The sequence below is a fragment of the Microbacterium sp. SORGH_AS_0862 genome (genome assembly GCF_030818795.1).
Taxonomy (GTDB): domain Bacteria; phylum Actinomycetota; class Actinomycetes; order Actinomycetales; family Microbacteriaceae; genus Microbacterium.
On sequence record NZ_JAUTAY010000001.1, the window covers coordinates 3,215,644 to 3,229,387 of the forward strand.

The window sequence follows — 13,744 nt, forward strand, 5'->3', positions numbered from 1 at the left end:
CTGGCATGATGCGGATTCTGGCGGCGATGAGCGGCGGCGTCGATTCGGCCGTTGCTGCGGCGCGCGCCGTCGACGCCGGACACGAGGTGGTGGGAGTCCACCTCGCCCTGTCCCGTGCGGGTGGCACGCTGCGCACCGGCAGCCGCGGCTGCTGCACGATCGAGGACGCCATGGACGCGCGTCGCGCGGCGGACAAGCTCGGCATCCCCTTCTACGTCTGGGACTTCTCGGAGCGCTTCCGCGACGACGTGATCGACGACTTCGTCTCGGAGTATCGGGCCGGGCGCACGCCGAACCCGTGCATGCGCTGCAACGAACTGATCAAATTCGCGGCGTTGCTCGAGCGCGCTCTCGAGCTGGGCTTCGACGCGGTCTGCACCGGGCACTATGCGCTGCTCGTCGACGGGCCGGACGGCCGGGAGCTGCACCGGGCGAGCGACCAGGCCAAGGACCAGTCGTACGTGCTCGGCGTCCTCACGGCCGAGCAGCTCGCGCACACCTATTTCCCGTTGGGCGACACCCCGTCGAAGGCCCTGGTGCGTGCGGAGGCGGCCGAGCGGGGCCTCACCGTCGCCCAGAAGCCCGACAGTCACGACATCTGCTTCATCCCCGACGGCGACACGCGGGGCTGGCTCGCCGAGCGCGTGGGTGCAGAGCAGGGTGACATCCTCGATCGCGAGGGTGCCGTCGTCGGGCGCCATGACGGGGCCCATGCGTTCACCGTGGGACAGCGGCGCGGGCTGCAGCTCGGTGTTCCCGCATCCGACGGCAAACCGCGTTTCGTGCTCGAAGTGCGTCCGGTGAGCAACACCGTCGTGGTGGGGCCGAAGGAGGCGCTGGCGACGGCAGAGATCGCCGGCGCGCGCTTCAGCTGGGCGGGCTCGGCTCCGACCGAGGCCGCATTCTCCTGCGAGGTGCAGATCCGTGCCCACGCCGATCCGGTGCCCGCTCATGCCGAGGTCACCGACGAGGGTGTCGTGGTGCGTCCGGTGGAGCCGTTCGACGGTGTCGCACCCGGACAGACGGCCGTGCTCTATCTCGGCACGCGTGTGCTTGGCCAGTTCACCGTCGACCGCACGGTTTCGGCGGTGCCGGTCGACTCCGTCGCCGCATCCTAGGCGCGAGAGCGGCGCCGCGCACCGATCTGGCGGTGTCGGAGGGCGGACCTAGACTCGATCCGTGACGCAAGCCGGTGACTCGATCGACGATGACACGACCCTCGCGGAGGCTCGCGCGGAAGCAGCAGAGCTGACGGAGCGCATCCTCCGCGCCCGCGATGCGTACTACGGCGAAGACGCCGAGCTCGTCGACGACGCCACCTACGACGGCTGGATCCACCGGCTGGAAGAGCTCGAGCGGCTGCACCCCGAGGTGCAGACACAGGATTCCCCCACGCTCAGCGTCGGCGCGGCATCCACGACGATGTTCGCGCCCGTCGAACACGCCGAGCGGATGCTGAGTCTGGACAACGTCTTCAGCCCGGAGGAGCTTCGGGAATGGTGCGTCAAGGCCCAGGCTTCCGCGGGCCGGCCGGTGCGGTGGCTGACCGAGCTGAAGATCGACGGGCTCGCGATCAGCCTCCGCTACGAGAACGGGGTGCTCACCTCGGCCGCCACGCGCGGCGACGGGCGGATCGGCGAGGACGTCACCGTCAACGCGCTGCGCGTCCAGGGGATCCCCGAACGACTGAGCGGCACCGGTCACCCCCCTCTCGTGGAGGTGCGCGGCGAGGTCTTCATCCCGGTCGCCGCTTTCGAGGAGCTCAACGCTCTGCAGGCGCGGATGCGGGAACGCGTCATCGAACAAGCCCGTGAGCGCGGCAATCTCACCGAAGAGCGGGCGCGCCTCAGTGCCGACCGCCGATTCCCCGCGTTCGCGAATCCGCGCAACGCCGCCAGCGGCGGACTGCGTCAGCAACTCGACAAGAAGGACGGCCTCGAGCTCGAGGCCGGTCAGGCACGTCTCGCCTCGCTACGGCTGTTCGTGCACGGCATCGGCGCCTGGACCGCGCCTCCGGTGGCCTCTCAGAGCGAGATCTACGACCTGCTCGCAGAGTGGGGACTGCCGACGAGTCCCTACTACAAGACCTTCGACGACATCGACGGCGTCCTCGGGTTCGTCGCCCACTACGGCGAGCATCGTCACGATGTGGAGCACGAACTCGACGGAATCGTCGTCAAGGTGGATGAGCTGGCGCTCCACGACGAGCTGGGCGCGACGAGCCGAGCGCCGCGCTGGGCGATCGCGTACAAGTACCCGCCCGAGCAGGTGAACACCCGCCTCCTCGACATCGTCGTCTCGGTCGGGCGCACGGGCCGCGCGACCCCGTTCGCGGTGATGGCTCCGGCACGTGTCGCGGGCTCGGTCGTGCGTCAGGCGACACTGCACAACCAGGACGTCGTCAAGGTCAAGGGCGTGCTCATCGGCGACATGGTCGTGCTCCGCAAAGCCGGCGACGTGATCCCCGAGGTGCTCGGACCGGTGGTCGAGCTCCGTGACGGCTCCGAGCGCGCGTTCGTGATGCCGCGAGACTGCCCCGTGTGCGGTACTCCGCTCGCTCCCGCGAAAGAGGGCGACGTCGATCTGCGCTGTCCGAACGCCCGCTCGTGTCCCGCGCAGGTCCGGGGCCGGGTCGAGCACATCGGTTCCCGCGGTGCGCTCGACATCGAGGCGCTCGGCGAGGTGACGGCGGCGGCCCTCACGCAGGCGGATGGCGAGGCGCGGGCGCCGTTGGACACGGAGGCAGGCCTGTTCGATCTGACCCTCGAGGAACTCGTTCCGATCGAGGTCGTCGTGCGCGATGCGGAAACCGGCGAACCGAAGCTGGACGACGCCACCGGCGAGCCGGTGCGGCGCGCACCGTTCCGCCGCAATCCGACGCCCGCCGAGCGCAAGTCCGGTCTGCTGACGCCGCAGCCGTCGGCGCAGGCGCTGACGCTGCTGGAGGAGCTGGAGAAGGCGAAGACGAAGGAGCTGTGGCGTTTCCTCGTCGCACTCAACATCCGCCACGTGGGACCCGTTGCGGCACGGGCGCTGGCGCAGTGGTTCGGATCCGTCTCGGCCATCCGGTCCGCGGGCCGCGAGGAGCTGGCGGCCGTCGAGGGAGTGGGCGGGATCATCGCGGATGCGGTCATCGCCTGGTTCGAGGTCGATTGGCACCGCGAGATCGTCGATCGCTGGGAGGCGGCGGGAGCTCAGCTGTCCACGCCCGGACACCCCGGTCCGGGCGCCGCCGTCGTCGAGGGCGGGGTGCTCGAGGGGCTGACGGTCGTGGCGACCGGAACCCTCGAGGGCTACACGCGAGAGGGTGCGCAGGAGGCGATCCTCGCGGCAGGCGGGAAGGCCGGCTCCAGCGTCTCCAAGAAGACCGACTTCGTGGCGGCGGGGCCGGGCGCCGGATCGAAGCTGGCGAAGGCGGAACAGCTCGGCGTGCGCATCATCGACGCCGCGCAGTTCCGCATCCTCGTGGAGCAGGGACCAGCGGCACTCGACGCGCTGGCGCCCGACGCGGGCTGAGTCCGCTCAGCGGGCCGTCTCGGCAAGCAGGTGCTCGCGCACCTGCTTGCGCAGCACCTTCCCGATGAGCGACTTCGGCAACTCCTCGACGATGAACAGGCGCCGCGGCACCTTGTACGGCGTCAGGATGCCGCGCGCGTAGCTGCGGATCGCCTCGGTGTCGACCTCGGCACCGGGGGTGACCACGATGGCGGCGACGACCTCCTCGCCCGCATGCTCGTCGGGGAGGCCGACGACGGCCACATCCTCGACCTGCGGATGCTGGCGCAGAACGTTCTCCACCTCGGTCGGTGCGACGTTGAAGCCGCCCGTGATGATCAGCTCCTTGATCCGATCGACGATGCGGACGAAGCCCGCCTCGTCGATCGTGACGATGTCGCCCGTGCGGAACCAGTCGTCGACGAAGACCTCCTCCGTGGCCTCCGGCTTGCCGTAGTAGCCCGAGAAGACCTGCGGTCCGCGCACGAGCAGCTCGCCCGCGGAGCCGGGAGCGACGTCGACCCGGGGGTTCTCAGGGTCGACGACCCGGCATTCGGTGCCGGGCAGCGGAAGCCCCACGGTCCCGGGCACCCGGTTCTCGGCGACGGGGTTCGCCATCAGGACCGGCGAGCACTCGCTGAGCCCGTAGCCCTCGACCAGGTAGCCCCCCGTCGCCTTCTCGAACGGCACGACGAGTTCGTGCGGCAGCGCCATGGCGCCGGAGATGGCGATCCGCGTTCCCGCGAGCGAGATGCCCTTCGCCTGCGCCGCTTGCAGGAGCCGGTCGGCGATCGGCGGCACGAGCGGCAGGAAGGTCGCGGGGTGCTTCTTGGTCACAGTGAGGACCATGTCGGGGTCGAAGCGCGGGAACAGCACGAGCCGCGCGCCCATCGACATGGCGAAGGTGAGACAGAGGGTCAGGCCGTAGGCGTGGAACATCGGCAGGACGGCGTAGACGACGCATCCCTCGCCGCGATGGATGGAGGGCACCCATGCCCTCGACTGCGCCGCGTTGGCGAGCAGGTTCCGGTGCGTGAGCTTGGCGCCCTTGGGGGTGCCGGTGGTGCCGCTCGTGTACTGGATGATGGCGAGGTCGTCGGCCGCCGGCGCGGGATGCGAGGCCGGAAGCGGTTCGCTGCGCAGCAGCTGGTCCCAGTCGACACCGCCGCGGACCTTCGCGTGGAGCGCCGCACGGGACTCGCGGGCCTTGGCGATGGGCAGGCGGAGTGCGGCCCGGGTCGTGAAGGGCATCGCGCGCGTCAGATCCACCGTGACGAGTGTCGAGACGCGGACGTCCTTCGGGAAGGCCTGCACGGTGGCCGCCACCTTGCTCCAGACGATGGCGTGCTTGGCGCCATGGTCCTCGAACTGCTTGCGCAGCTCGCGCGCCGTGTAGAGCGGATTGTGCTCGACGACGACGGCGCCGAGGCGCAGGACGGCATAGAAGGCGACGATGTGCTGGGGGCAGTTGGGCAGGACGATCGCGACGGGATCGCCCCGGCGGACGCCTTGTGCGTGGAGTCCGGCCGCCGCGCGGGAGATGGCTCGGTCGAGCTCCCGGTAGGTGGTCTCGCGCCCGAAGAACTGCAGTGCGACCGCATCCGGATACTCCCGTGCCGAGGCCTGCACGATATCCACGAGGGAGCCGGATACCGGTTCGAGGTCGTCGGGCACTCCGTCGGCGTAGCTGCGGACCCAGGGACGGGGAGGATCGAAGGTCGTCACCCGGCACAGCCTACGGGCGCCCGGGGTCCGGGCGGGGCCGAACTAGACTGTCGGGGTGTCGGAAATCACCCCAGATCTCGTGCGCCATCTCGGCGTCCTCGCCCGGATCCAATTGAGCGACGAGGAGGTCGGGCGCCTCACCGGTCAGCTCGACGCGATCGTCGACAACATCGCGAAGGTGTCGGAGGTCGCGACCCCCGATGTCGTCGCGACGAGCCACCCGATCCCGCTGCAGAACGTCTTCCGCGACGACGAGCACAGCGAGGCGCTGTCTCTCGCCGAGGTTCTGCAGAACGCGCCGGATGCGGCGGAGGACCGCTTCCGCGTGACGGCGATCCTGGGGGAGGAGCAGTGAGCGACATCATCCGTCTCAGCGCGGCGGATCTCGCCGCCAAGCTCGCCGCGGGCGAGGTGTCCAGCGTCGAGGCGACCCAGGCGCATCTCGATCGCATCGCCTCGGTGGATGGTGATGTCCACGCGTTCCTGCACGTCAACCAGGGCGCGCTGGCCGCGGCCGCGGAGATCGACGGCCGCCGCGCGAGCGGCGAGGTGCTGGGCGAGCTGGCAGGCGTGCCGCTGGCCATCAAAGACGTCCTCGTCACGACCGACATGCCCTCCACGAGCGGGTCAAAGATCCTCGAGGGCTACATGTCGCCCTACGACGCGACGGTCGTCGCGCGGGCCCGGGCCGCCGGCCTCGTGCCCCTGGGCAAGACCAACATGGACGAGTTCGCGATGGGCTCATCCACCGAGCACTCCGCGTACGGCCCCACCCGCAACCCGTGGGACCTCGATCGCATCCCGGGAGGCTCCGGCGGCGGCTCGGCGGCCGCCGTCGCCGCCTTCGAAGCGCCGCTGGCGCTCGGCTCTGACACCGGCGGTTCCATCCGTCAGCCCGCGCACGTGACGGGCACGGTCGGCGTGAAGCCGACCTACGGCGGTGTCAGCCGCTACGGTGCGATCGCACTCGCCTCGAGCCTCGACCAGGTCGGGCCTGTCACGCGAACGGTTCTCGACTCCGCTCTGCTGCACGACGTGATCGCCGGTCACGACCCTCACGACTCCACGTCGCTCACCGACGCCTGGCCGTCGTTCGCGGCTGCGGCGCGTGAAGGTGCCATGGGCGAGAGCCTCAAGGGCCTGAAGGTCGGCGTCATCCGTGAACTCGACGACCGCGGCTTCCAGCAGGGAGTGTCGGACTCGTTCCGCGCGGCTCTCGCGGCCATGGAGGCGCAGGGCGCGGAGATCGTCGAGGTCAGTGCCCCCCACTTCGAGTACGGTGTCGCGGCCTACTACCTCATCCTGCCCGCCGAGGCGTCGAGCAACCTCGCGAAGTTCGACTCCGTCCGTTTCGGGATGCGGGTGAGCCCGCACACCGCAGCCACGGTCGAGGACGTGATGGCCGCCACCCGGGAAGCCGGCTTCGGCGACGAGGTGAAGCGTCGCATCATCCTCGGCACGTACGCTCTCTCCGCGGGCTACTACGACGCCTACTACGGCAGCGCCCAGAAGGTGCGCACCCTGATCCAGCGCGACTTCGACGAGGCGTTCGCGAAGGTCGACGTCATCGCGACGCCTACCGCGCCCACGACGGCGTTCCGCCTGGGCGAGAAGATCGACGACCCGCTGCAGATGTACCTGAACGACGTGACCACCATCCCGGCGAACCTGGCCGGTGTGCCGGGGATATCCGTGCCGTCGGGCGTCGCGGCCGAGGACGGCCTGCCGGTCGGCATCCAGTTCCTCGCGCCCGCGCGTGAGGATGCGCGCCTGTACCGCGTGGGGGCGGCGCTCGAGGCGCTGCTCGTCGATTCGTGGGGCGGGCCGCTGCTCGATCGCGCCCCCGTGCTGGGAGGGACCCGCTGATGGCCAAGGACAAACTGATGGACTTCGACGAGGCTCTCGAGCTGTTCGAGCCCGTGCTCGGGTTCGAGGTCCACGTGGAGCTCAACACGCACACGAAGATGTTCTCGGCCGCGCCGAACCCCGCGCACCCCGACAACCACCAGGCAGCGCCGAACACGCTCGTCGCGCCCGTGGACATGGGGCTGCCCGGCGCGCTGCCGGTCGTCAACGCGACGGCGATCCGCTCCTCGATCAGCCTGGGGCTCGCCCTCGGCTGCTCGATCGCGCCGTCCAGCCGGTTCGCGCGGAAGAACTACTTCTACCCGGATCTCGGCAAGAACTACCAGATCTCGCAGTACGACGAACCGATCGCTTTCGACGGGCAGGTCGAGATCGAGCTCGCCGACGGGACGATCGTGACGGTTCCGATCGAGCGTGCCCACATGGAGGAGGACGCAGGCAAGCTCACCCACGTCGGCGGCTCGACCGGTCGCATCCAGGGCGCCGAGTACTCGCTCGTCGACTACAACCGAGCCGGCGTGCCCCTTGTCGAGATCGTCACGCGACCCATCTTCGGCGCCGAGCGCCGGGCCCCGGAGATCGCCAAGGCGTACGTCGCGGCCATCCGCGACATCGTCCTCTCTCTGGGTATCTCGGAAGCCCGCCTGGAGCGCGGCAACCTGCGCTGTGACGCGAACGTCTCGCTCCGCCCGCGCGGTGCGGAGAAGCTCGGCACGCGCACCGAGACCAAGAACGTCAACTCGATGCGCTCCGTCGAACGTGCCGTGCGCTACGAGATCCAGCGTCAGGCGGCCATCCTCGCCGCAGGCGGCACGATCACGCAGGAGACGCGGCACTGGCACGAGGACACGGGGACGACGTCGCCGGGTCGTCCGAAGTCGGATGCCGACGACTACCGATACTTCCCGGAGCCCGATCTGCTGCCCGTGGTCCCGGCCCCCGAGCTGATCGAGGAGCTGCGCGCTGCGCTTCCCGAACCGCCGGCGGCTCGCCGTCGTCGGTTGAAGGCCGAGTGGGGTTTCACCGACCTCGAGTTCCAAGACGTCGCCAACGGCGGACTCCTCGTCGAGGTCGAGGCGACGATCGCCGCGGGTGCGAGCCCTGCCGCCGCGCGCAAATGGTGGACCGGTGAGATCACGCGCGTCGCGAACGCCCAGGAGCGCGAAGCGGCGGACCTCGTGACCCCCGCCGACGTCGCCGCCCTCCAGGCGCTCGTGGATGCCGGCACGCTGACCGACAAGCTCGCACGTCAAGTCCTCGAGGGCGTCATCGCCGGCGAAGGCTCGCCGCAGGAGGTCGTGGACGCCCGCGGACTCGCGGTCGTCTCCGACGACGGCGCGCTCATCGCCGCGATCGATGACGCGCTGGCCGCCCAGCCCGACGTGCTGGCGAAGATCCGCGACGGCAAGGTCCAGGCCGCGGGTGCCGTCATCGGCGCGGTCATGAAGGCGATGAAGGGGCAAGCCGACGCCGCCCGCGTTCGCGAGCTGGTGCTGGAGCGCGCCGCACAGTGACCCGGCTCTCCCGCGGGCCGCGATGTCGGCGGTCCGCGGGAGAATGATCGTATGGGACGCGGCGACGGATCCGGGCGCATCGTGTCGCCAGCCGATGCCGACGACACCGGCGCGGGCATCCTTCACGTCGACATGGATGCGTTCTATGCGGCCGTCGCCGTGCTCGACGATCCGTCGTTGGCGGGCAAGCCGCTGATCATCGGATCGCCCGAAGGCCGCAGCGTCGTCTCGAGCGCGTCGTACGAGGCGCGTCGTTATGGCGTTCGATCCGCCATGCCGGTCTCCCAGGCCATGCGGCTGTGCCCGTCCGCGGTGATCGTGCCGCCGCGCTTCGACCGTTACACGGCGCTCTCGGCGCAGGTCATGGACATCTTCCGCGAATTCACCCCGCTGGTCGAACCGTTGTCGATCGACGAGGCGTTCCTGGACGTGCGCGGTTCGCGCCGCCTCTGGGGCAGCCCGGGGACGATCGCGCGGCTGCTGCGTGCCCGGGTGCTCGAGCACACCGGCCTCGTCTGCAGCGTGGGAGCGGCGGCGACGAAGCACGTCGCGAAGATGGCGTCGACGCTCAGCAAGCCCGATGGGTTGCTGATCATCGCGGCCGCCGACACCGCGGCGTTCCTCGCGCCCCGGCCGGTTCGTGCGATGTGGGGCGTGGGCCCCCGCTCCGCAGAGGTCCTCGAAGCCCGAGGCATCCGCACGATCGGCGACGTCCTGGAGACCCCTAGGTCGGTGCTGGAGAAAGCCCTCGGTGCGGCGATGGGGGAGCGCGTCTGGCAGCTGGCGCGCGGGGAGGATGCGCGTGAGGTGTCCATCGAGCGAACCGACAAGAGCATCGGCCACGAGGAGACGTTCCATGAGGACGTCGACGACGACACGGTGCTCCGTGCCGAAGTGCGACGTCTCGCCGACCGGGTGGGCGCCCGACTTCGAGCGCATGATGTCGAGGCGGCGACGGTGGCCATCAAGGTGCGTTTCGCGGACTTCCGTACCCTGTCCCGGTCGGTGACCCTGCCCGAGCCGACGGCTGTGGGCCAGCGGATCGGCGACGCCGCGCTGCGTCTGCTCGCGGGAGTCGACCGCTCGCTGCCCGTCCGGCTCATCGGGGTGCGAGGCGAGAATCTGCGCTCTTCCGGCATGATGGCGACCCTGTGGGACGACGACGCCGAGTGGCGACGCGTCGAAGAGGCCCTCGACGACGCATCGAGCCGCTTCGGCCGCGGAGCGGTCACCCGCGCGGCGCTGCTCGGAGCGCCGCGCGCCGGCGGATCGCTGCCCTCGCACCCTCGTCCACCCCGGTCCGACTGAGTCAAGGCGTAGGCGTCGTGCGTATCTGCCGTTAGCGTGGGGGCATGGCCAACTTCGTTCTCGACCTCGGTAAGCAGTCCGCATCCCTCGGCGTCACCTCCGTCTACGGCGATCAGCAGGACGTCGACGGCGTGCGCTTCATTCCGGTCGCGCTGTCGTGGCACGGCTTCGGAGGAGGCTCCGACGACAGCGGCAACGAGGGTGGCGGGGGTGGCGGGTACACGGTTCCGTTGGGCGCCTACATCCGCAAGGGCGACGACCTGCGCTTCGAGCCGAACCTGGTGTCGCTGCTCGCGGTCGCGATTCCGTTCGTCTTCGTCGCCGGTCGCGCGCTGAGCCGCGTGATCCGCGCCCTCAAGAAGTAACGTGCCGCAGGGCGGCGCCTCGCTGGCCGACATCGCCGCATCCCTCGACGCGTGCGGGCCGACGCGTCTCGTGGTCATCGACGGTCGCTCCGGCGCGGGCAAGACGACGCTCGCACGCGAGCTCGCCGCCGCACGGCCCGCATTCGTCGTCCTGTCGCTGGATCGGCTCTATCCCGGATGGGATGGACTGCGTCGGGGTGCGGATGCGGCGATCGCCGGCGTGCTGGAGCCGCTGGCGCAGGGGAGGGTCGGCCGCTGGCAGGGCTGGGACTGGGAGTCGGACGCGCCGGCAGCGTGGCACGAGGTCGCGCCGGGAACGCCCCTGATCGTCGAGGGCGCTGGCGTCCTGACACCGGCGGCGGCCGCTCTGGTGCCGGTGCGCGTCTGGGTGGAGGCGGAGGACGCCGTGAGACGGGAGCGGGCACTGCGACGTGACGGTGCGACGTACGAGCCGCATTGGGACCGCTGGGCCGCTCAGGAGCGGGATCACCTGAGCGAGAACGACCCGCGCTCCCTCGCGACGCACGTCGTCAACGTCTGACTCACGGGTCTTCGGTGGCGCCGATCAGCAGCTCGAGCCGATAGCCGAGCCACTCGTACACGCCGAAGCGGGGATCGTCCGCCGGGTGATCGTCCTCGTCGTCTATGCCCAGCCGCGCGGCCAGGACGAGCCGGACGGCATTGAGTGTCCGCATCCATGCCGCCACCTGGCGCGGCTCGAGCGAGATCTCCATCTGTGCGAGCGCCTCGTCGAAGGCGTCGTCGTCCGACGGATCCAGTTCGCCCGCGCTGGCGAGATCCGCGAGGACGGTGCCCGCCTCCGCGCTCCGCCGGCGCAGGAGGTCAGCGCGGGTCGCGGCGTGGAACTGATCCGCGGACGCCGCGTCGTCGGGATATGCCGAGGGCGTCAGGCGCGCCACCGCCGGGTCGGATGCGGCATCCGCATCCGCCAGCAGATCGACGAACTGCCCGACGAGTCCTCGCAGATGAACGGCCTCGACACGCGTGAAGGAGAGGGTGACCGTGTCGCTCATGCGCCGGGTGCCCGCCGCACGGTGGCCCAGAGGCCGTAGTCGTGCATCGCCTGCGCGTGCAGCTCCATCTGCTCCCGCATCCCCTCCGCGACGACGGCATGCCCGTCGTGGTGCACCGCCATCATGCGCCTGGTGGCCTCCTCCCGGGAGAAGCCGAAGTACTCGCGGAAGACGCGGACGACGTAGCTCATGAGGTTGACGGGGTCGTTCCAGACGACGGTCTGCCAGTGCGGGTCGAGGGCGCCGGCCGCGCCGAGATCGAACCGCTCGTCGACGTCGGGATCTGCGAACGCCGCCATCATGCCCATCCCAGCTCGTGCAGCCGGGCGTCATCGATGCCGTAGAAGTGGGCGATCTCGTGGACGAGGGTCGTGTGCACCTCGTCGCGGAGCTCCTCCTCGTCGGCGCAGGCGTTCAGGTGCGGCTCGCGGTACACCACGATCCGATCCGGCAGCTCACCGCCGCCATAACGGTCGCGCTCGGTGAGCGCCCACCCGTCGTACAGCCCGAACAGCTCGCCCCGATCCTCGTCCGAGCGGTCTTCGACCACGAACACGACATTGTCGAGTCCGTCGACCATGTCGTCGGGGAGACGGTCGAGCTCCTCGACGACGAGGCGTTCGAAGCTCTCGTGATCCATCTCAAGCATCAGGCGACCCTGCCTCGCAACGGAGGGAAGAAGTGGGGTGGCTAACGGGGCTTGAACCCGCGACCCCCGCGACCACAACGCGGTGCTCTACCAACTGAGCTATAGCCACCATGTCTCCCGCTCGCGCGGGCAACCAAACGATTCTCTCACACCTCAGAGGCAAATGATGACACGACGTTCGCCGCGACGGACTTCGCGTCGTCGCTGGAGGGACCGGGCTGTGAGACGAACACGGCTTCGCGGTAATAGGCCAGCTCGCGGATGGATTCCCGGATGTCGGCGAGGGCCCGGTGGCCGCCGTTCTTGGCGGGTGCGTTGAAGTAGACCCGCGGGTACCAGCGGCGCGAGAGCTCCTTGATGCTGGACACGTCCACGTTGCGGTAGTGCAGCCACCGGTCGAGTCGGGGCATGTAACGGGCGAGGAAGGCGCGGTCCGTGCCGATCGTGTTGCCCGCCAGCGGCGCCTTGCCTTCGATCGGCGCGAAGCGCTGCACGTACTCGAGCGCCTGGAACTCGGCTTCGGCGACGCTCACGCCGGAGGGGATCTCATCGAGGAGGCCGGAGGATCTGTGCATCTCGGTGACGAAGTCGTTCATGTTCGCCAACGCGGTGGCATCCGGGCGGATGACGATCTGGAATCCCTCGTCGAGGACGTTGAGCTCGAAGTCCGTGACGACGATCGCGATCTCGACGAGCTCATCGATCTGAGGATCGAGACCCGTCATCTCGCAGTCGATCCACACCAGCCGGTCGCCATCGGTCGTACTCACGTGCACATCCTCCTCGTGTGCTCCGACGCGGACGAGTCGGAGACGGTGGTCCCCCCGGCAGGAATCGAACCTGCGACCAAGAGATTAGAAGGCTCCTGCTCTATCCGCTGAGCTACGGGGGGCCGCATCCTCCAGCGTAGCGCGACGGGCCTGGTGCCCGACCGCGGGACGGCGTAGCGTCGGGCGTATACGGACGAGGAGGTTCGGCATGAGCACGACCGAAGCGCTATGGGTGGCTTACGGGAACACCGGTGTGGTGGGCAGCATCCGCAAGGATGCCGGGGAATACGTCGTCACGATGAGCGGCGCGGACGACCATCTCGGCAGCTATCCCAGCATGGAGATCGCGAAGGGCGCCTTGCGCGCGCACCTCAAGCCCGGCTCGGCGTGGCCGGAGTTCCGTCAGCACTGACCGACCGACGGGCGACACGAGGGCGGCGTGCCAGCAGCGGAAGAGCCCGGTGCACGAGCGGCCCGATGAGCAGCGCGAAGGCGACGGTTCCGACGCCCGCGGTGCCGCCGAGCAGCCAGCCGACACCGAGGACCGTCAGTTCGATGCTGCCGCGCGCGATCCAGATGGGGATGCCGAAGCGGGTGTGTAGTCCTGTCATCAGTCCGTCGCGCGGGCCGGGTCCGAGCCCGGCGCTGATGTAGAGACCGGTGGCGAAGGCGACCAGGACGATACCGCCGAGGAGCATGAAGATCTGGGCGGGGAACCCGTCGGCGTCGGGCACGAGATCGAGCACGACCTGCATGCTCGTTCCCAGCAGGAGGATGTTGGCCAGGGTCCCGACACCGGGTCGTTGGCGCAGCGGTATCCACGCGAGCATGACGGCCAGTCCCAGCAGATTGACGATCCAGCCGATTCCCCACCCGGTTCGCAGTGAGATGCCCTGGGCGAGGACCGTCCAGGGGTCCACACCGAGCCCCGCGCGAACGATGAGCGCTTCTCCGGCGCCGTAGATCGCCAAGCCGACGACGAGACGGATCAGTCGTGTGGTCATGCCGTCAAGCACAT

The 13,744-nt window shown here is 69.7% G+C and carries 15 protein-coding genes and 2 tRNA genes; 9 read left to right on the top strand and 8 right to left on the bottom strand.

Features of this window, described 5'->3' with window-relative positions:
* Positions 1 to 8: 8 nt before the first annotated feature.
* Both mnmA and ligA read left to right on the top strand, forming a co-directional pair.
* Positions 9 to 1,118 (top strand): tRNA 2-thiouridine(34) synthase MnmA, encoded by a 1,110-nt coding sequence (gene mnmA, locus QE377_RS15805; RefSeq protein ID WP_307325140.1) that lies wholly within the window; start codon positions 9 to 11, stop codon positions 1,116 to 1,118.
* Between the two features lie 61 nt (positions 1,119 to 1,179).
* The gene (gene ligA, locus QE377_RS15810) at positions 1,180 to 3,516 is read left to right on the top strand and encodes an NAD-dependent DNA ligase LigA (RefSeq protein ID WP_373459540.1); all 2,337 of its coding nucleotides are present in this window, start codon (positions 1,180 to 1,182) and stop codon (positions 3,514 to 3,516) included.
* Positions 3,517 to 3,522: 6 nt separating this feature from the next.
* Here the strand turns inward: ligA and QE377_RS15815 are convergent, their stop codons facing one another.
* The gene (locus QE377_RS15815; protein WP_307325144.1) at positions 3,523 to 5,220 is read right to left on the bottom strand and encodes a long-chain-fatty-acid--CoA ligase; all 1,698 of its coding nucleotides are present in this window, start codon (positions 5,218 to 5,220) and stop codon (positions 3,523 to 3,525) included.
* A 55-nt stretch (positions 5,221 to 5,275) separates the two neighbouring features.
* Between QE377_RS15815 and gatC the strand changes: the two genes are divergently transcribed.
* Genes gatC through QE377_RS15845 form a run of 6 tightly spaced genes read left to right on the top strand, consistent with a single transcriptional unit; the run spans position 5,276 to position 10,814 of the window.
* A complete protein-coding gene (gene gatC, locus QE377_RS15820; RefSeq protein ID WP_137417120.1) occupies positions 5,276 to 5,575 on the top strand; it encodes an Asp-tRNA(Asn)/Glu-tRNA(Gln) amidotransferase subunit GatC in 300 nt (99 codons plus the stop codon).
* A complete protein-coding gene (gene gatA / locus QE377_RS15825; protein WP_307325151.1) occupies positions 5,572 to 7,086 on the top strand; it encodes an Asp-tRNA(Asn)/Glu-tRNA(Gln) amidotransferase subunit GatA in 1,515 nt (504 codons plus the stop codon). The genes gatC and gatA overlap by 4 nt, the downstream gene beginning before the upstream one ends.
* The gene (gatB, locus tag QE377_RS15830) at positions 7,086 to 8,600 is read left to right on the top strand and encodes an Asp-tRNA(Asn)/Glu-tRNA(Gln) amidotransferase subunit GatB (protein WP_307325154.1); all 1,515 of its coding nucleotides are present in this window, start codon (positions 7,086 to 7,088) and stop codon (positions 8,598 to 8,600) included. The genes gatA and gatB overlap by 1 nt, the downstream gene beginning before the upstream one ends.
* Positions 8,601 to 8,651: 51 nt before the next feature.
* Positions 8,652 to 9,908 carry a DNA polymerase IV gene (gene dinB / locus QE377_RS15835; protein ID WP_307325157.1) on the top strand — a complete coding sequence of 419 codons (1,257 nt, stop codon included), beginning with the start codon at positions 8,652 to 8,654 and terminating at the stop codon, positions 9,906 to 9,908.
* Positions 9,909 to 9,952: 44 nt separating this feature from the next.
* Positions 9,953 to 10,273 carry a hypothetical protein gene (locus QE377_RS15840; RefSeq protein WP_307325160.1) on the top strand — a complete coding sequence of 107 codons (321 nt, stop codon included), beginning with the start codon at positions 9,953 to 9,955 and terminating at the stop codon, positions 10,271 to 10,273.
* Between the two features lies 1 nt (position 10,274).
* Positions 10,275 to 10,814: a hypothetical protein gene (locus QE377_RS15845; RefSeq protein ID WP_307325163.1), complete on the top strand. Its 540-nt coding sequence runs from the start codon at positions 10,275 to 10,277 to the stop codon at positions 10,812 to 10,814.
* A gap of 1 nt (position 10,815) precedes the next feature.
* On the opposite strand, the gene QE377_RS15850 is transcribed toward QE377_RS15845, so the two are convergent.
* The 6 genes from QE377_RS15850 to QE377_RS15875 all read right to left on the bottom strand — a co-directional run bounded on the left by QE377_RS15850 (position 10,816) and on the right by QE377_RS15875 (position 12,848).
* Positions 10,816 to 11,307: a DUF2017 family protein gene (locus tag QE377_RS15850; RefSeq protein ID WP_307325166.1), complete on the bottom strand. Its 492-nt coding sequence runs from the start codon at positions 11,305 to 11,307 to the stop codon at positions 10,816 to 10,818.
* Entirely contained in the window at positions 11,304 to 11,615 is a 312-nt protein-coding gene (gene clpS / locus QE377_RS15855) for an ATP-dependent Clp protease adapter ClpS (RefSeq protein WP_307325170.1), read from the bottom strand. The genes QE377_RS15850 and clpS overlap by 4 nt, the downstream gene beginning before the upstream one ends.
* Positions 11,606 to 11,956, bottom strand: a complete 351-nt coding sequence (locus tag QE377_RS15860) for a metallopeptidase family protein (protein ID WP_307325173.1) — start codon at positions 11,954 to 11,956, stop codon at positions 11,606 to 11,608. The genes clpS and QE377_RS15860 overlap by 10 nt, the downstream gene beginning before the upstream one ends.
* A 33-nt stretch (positions 11,957 to 11,989) precedes the next feature.
* A tRNA-His gene (locus tag QE377_RS15865) sits at positions 11,990 to 12,065 on the bottom strand.
* A 37-nt stretch (positions 12,066 to 12,102) separates the two neighbouring features.
* Positions 12,103 to 12,726, bottom strand: coding sequence for an oligoribonuclease (gene orn / locus QE377_RS15870; protein ID WP_307325176.1), 624 nt, complete (start codon positions 12,724 to 12,726; stop codon positions 12,103 to 12,105).
* Positions 12,727 to 12,772: 46 nt separating this feature from the next.
* A tRNA-Arg gene (locus QE377_RS15875) sits at positions 12,773 to 12,848 on the bottom strand.
* 86 nt (positions 12,849 to 12,934) lie between these two features.
* Between QE377_RS15875 and QE377_RS15880 the strand changes: the two genes are divergently transcribed.
* Entirely contained in the window at positions 12,935 to 13,138 is a 204-nt protein-coding gene (locus QE377_RS15880) for a methyltransferase (protein WP_137417111.1), read from the top strand.
* Here the strand turns inward: QE377_RS15880 and QE377_RS15885 are convergent.
* Positions 13,098 to 13,730 (bottom strand): YitT family protein, encoded by a 633-nt coding sequence (locus QE377_RS15885; protein WP_307325183.1) that lies wholly within the window; start codon positions 13,728 to 13,730, stop codon positions 13,098 to 13,100. The genes QE377_RS15880 and QE377_RS15885 overlap by 41 nt on opposite strands.
* Positions 13,731 to 13,744 lie beyond the last annotated feature (14 nt).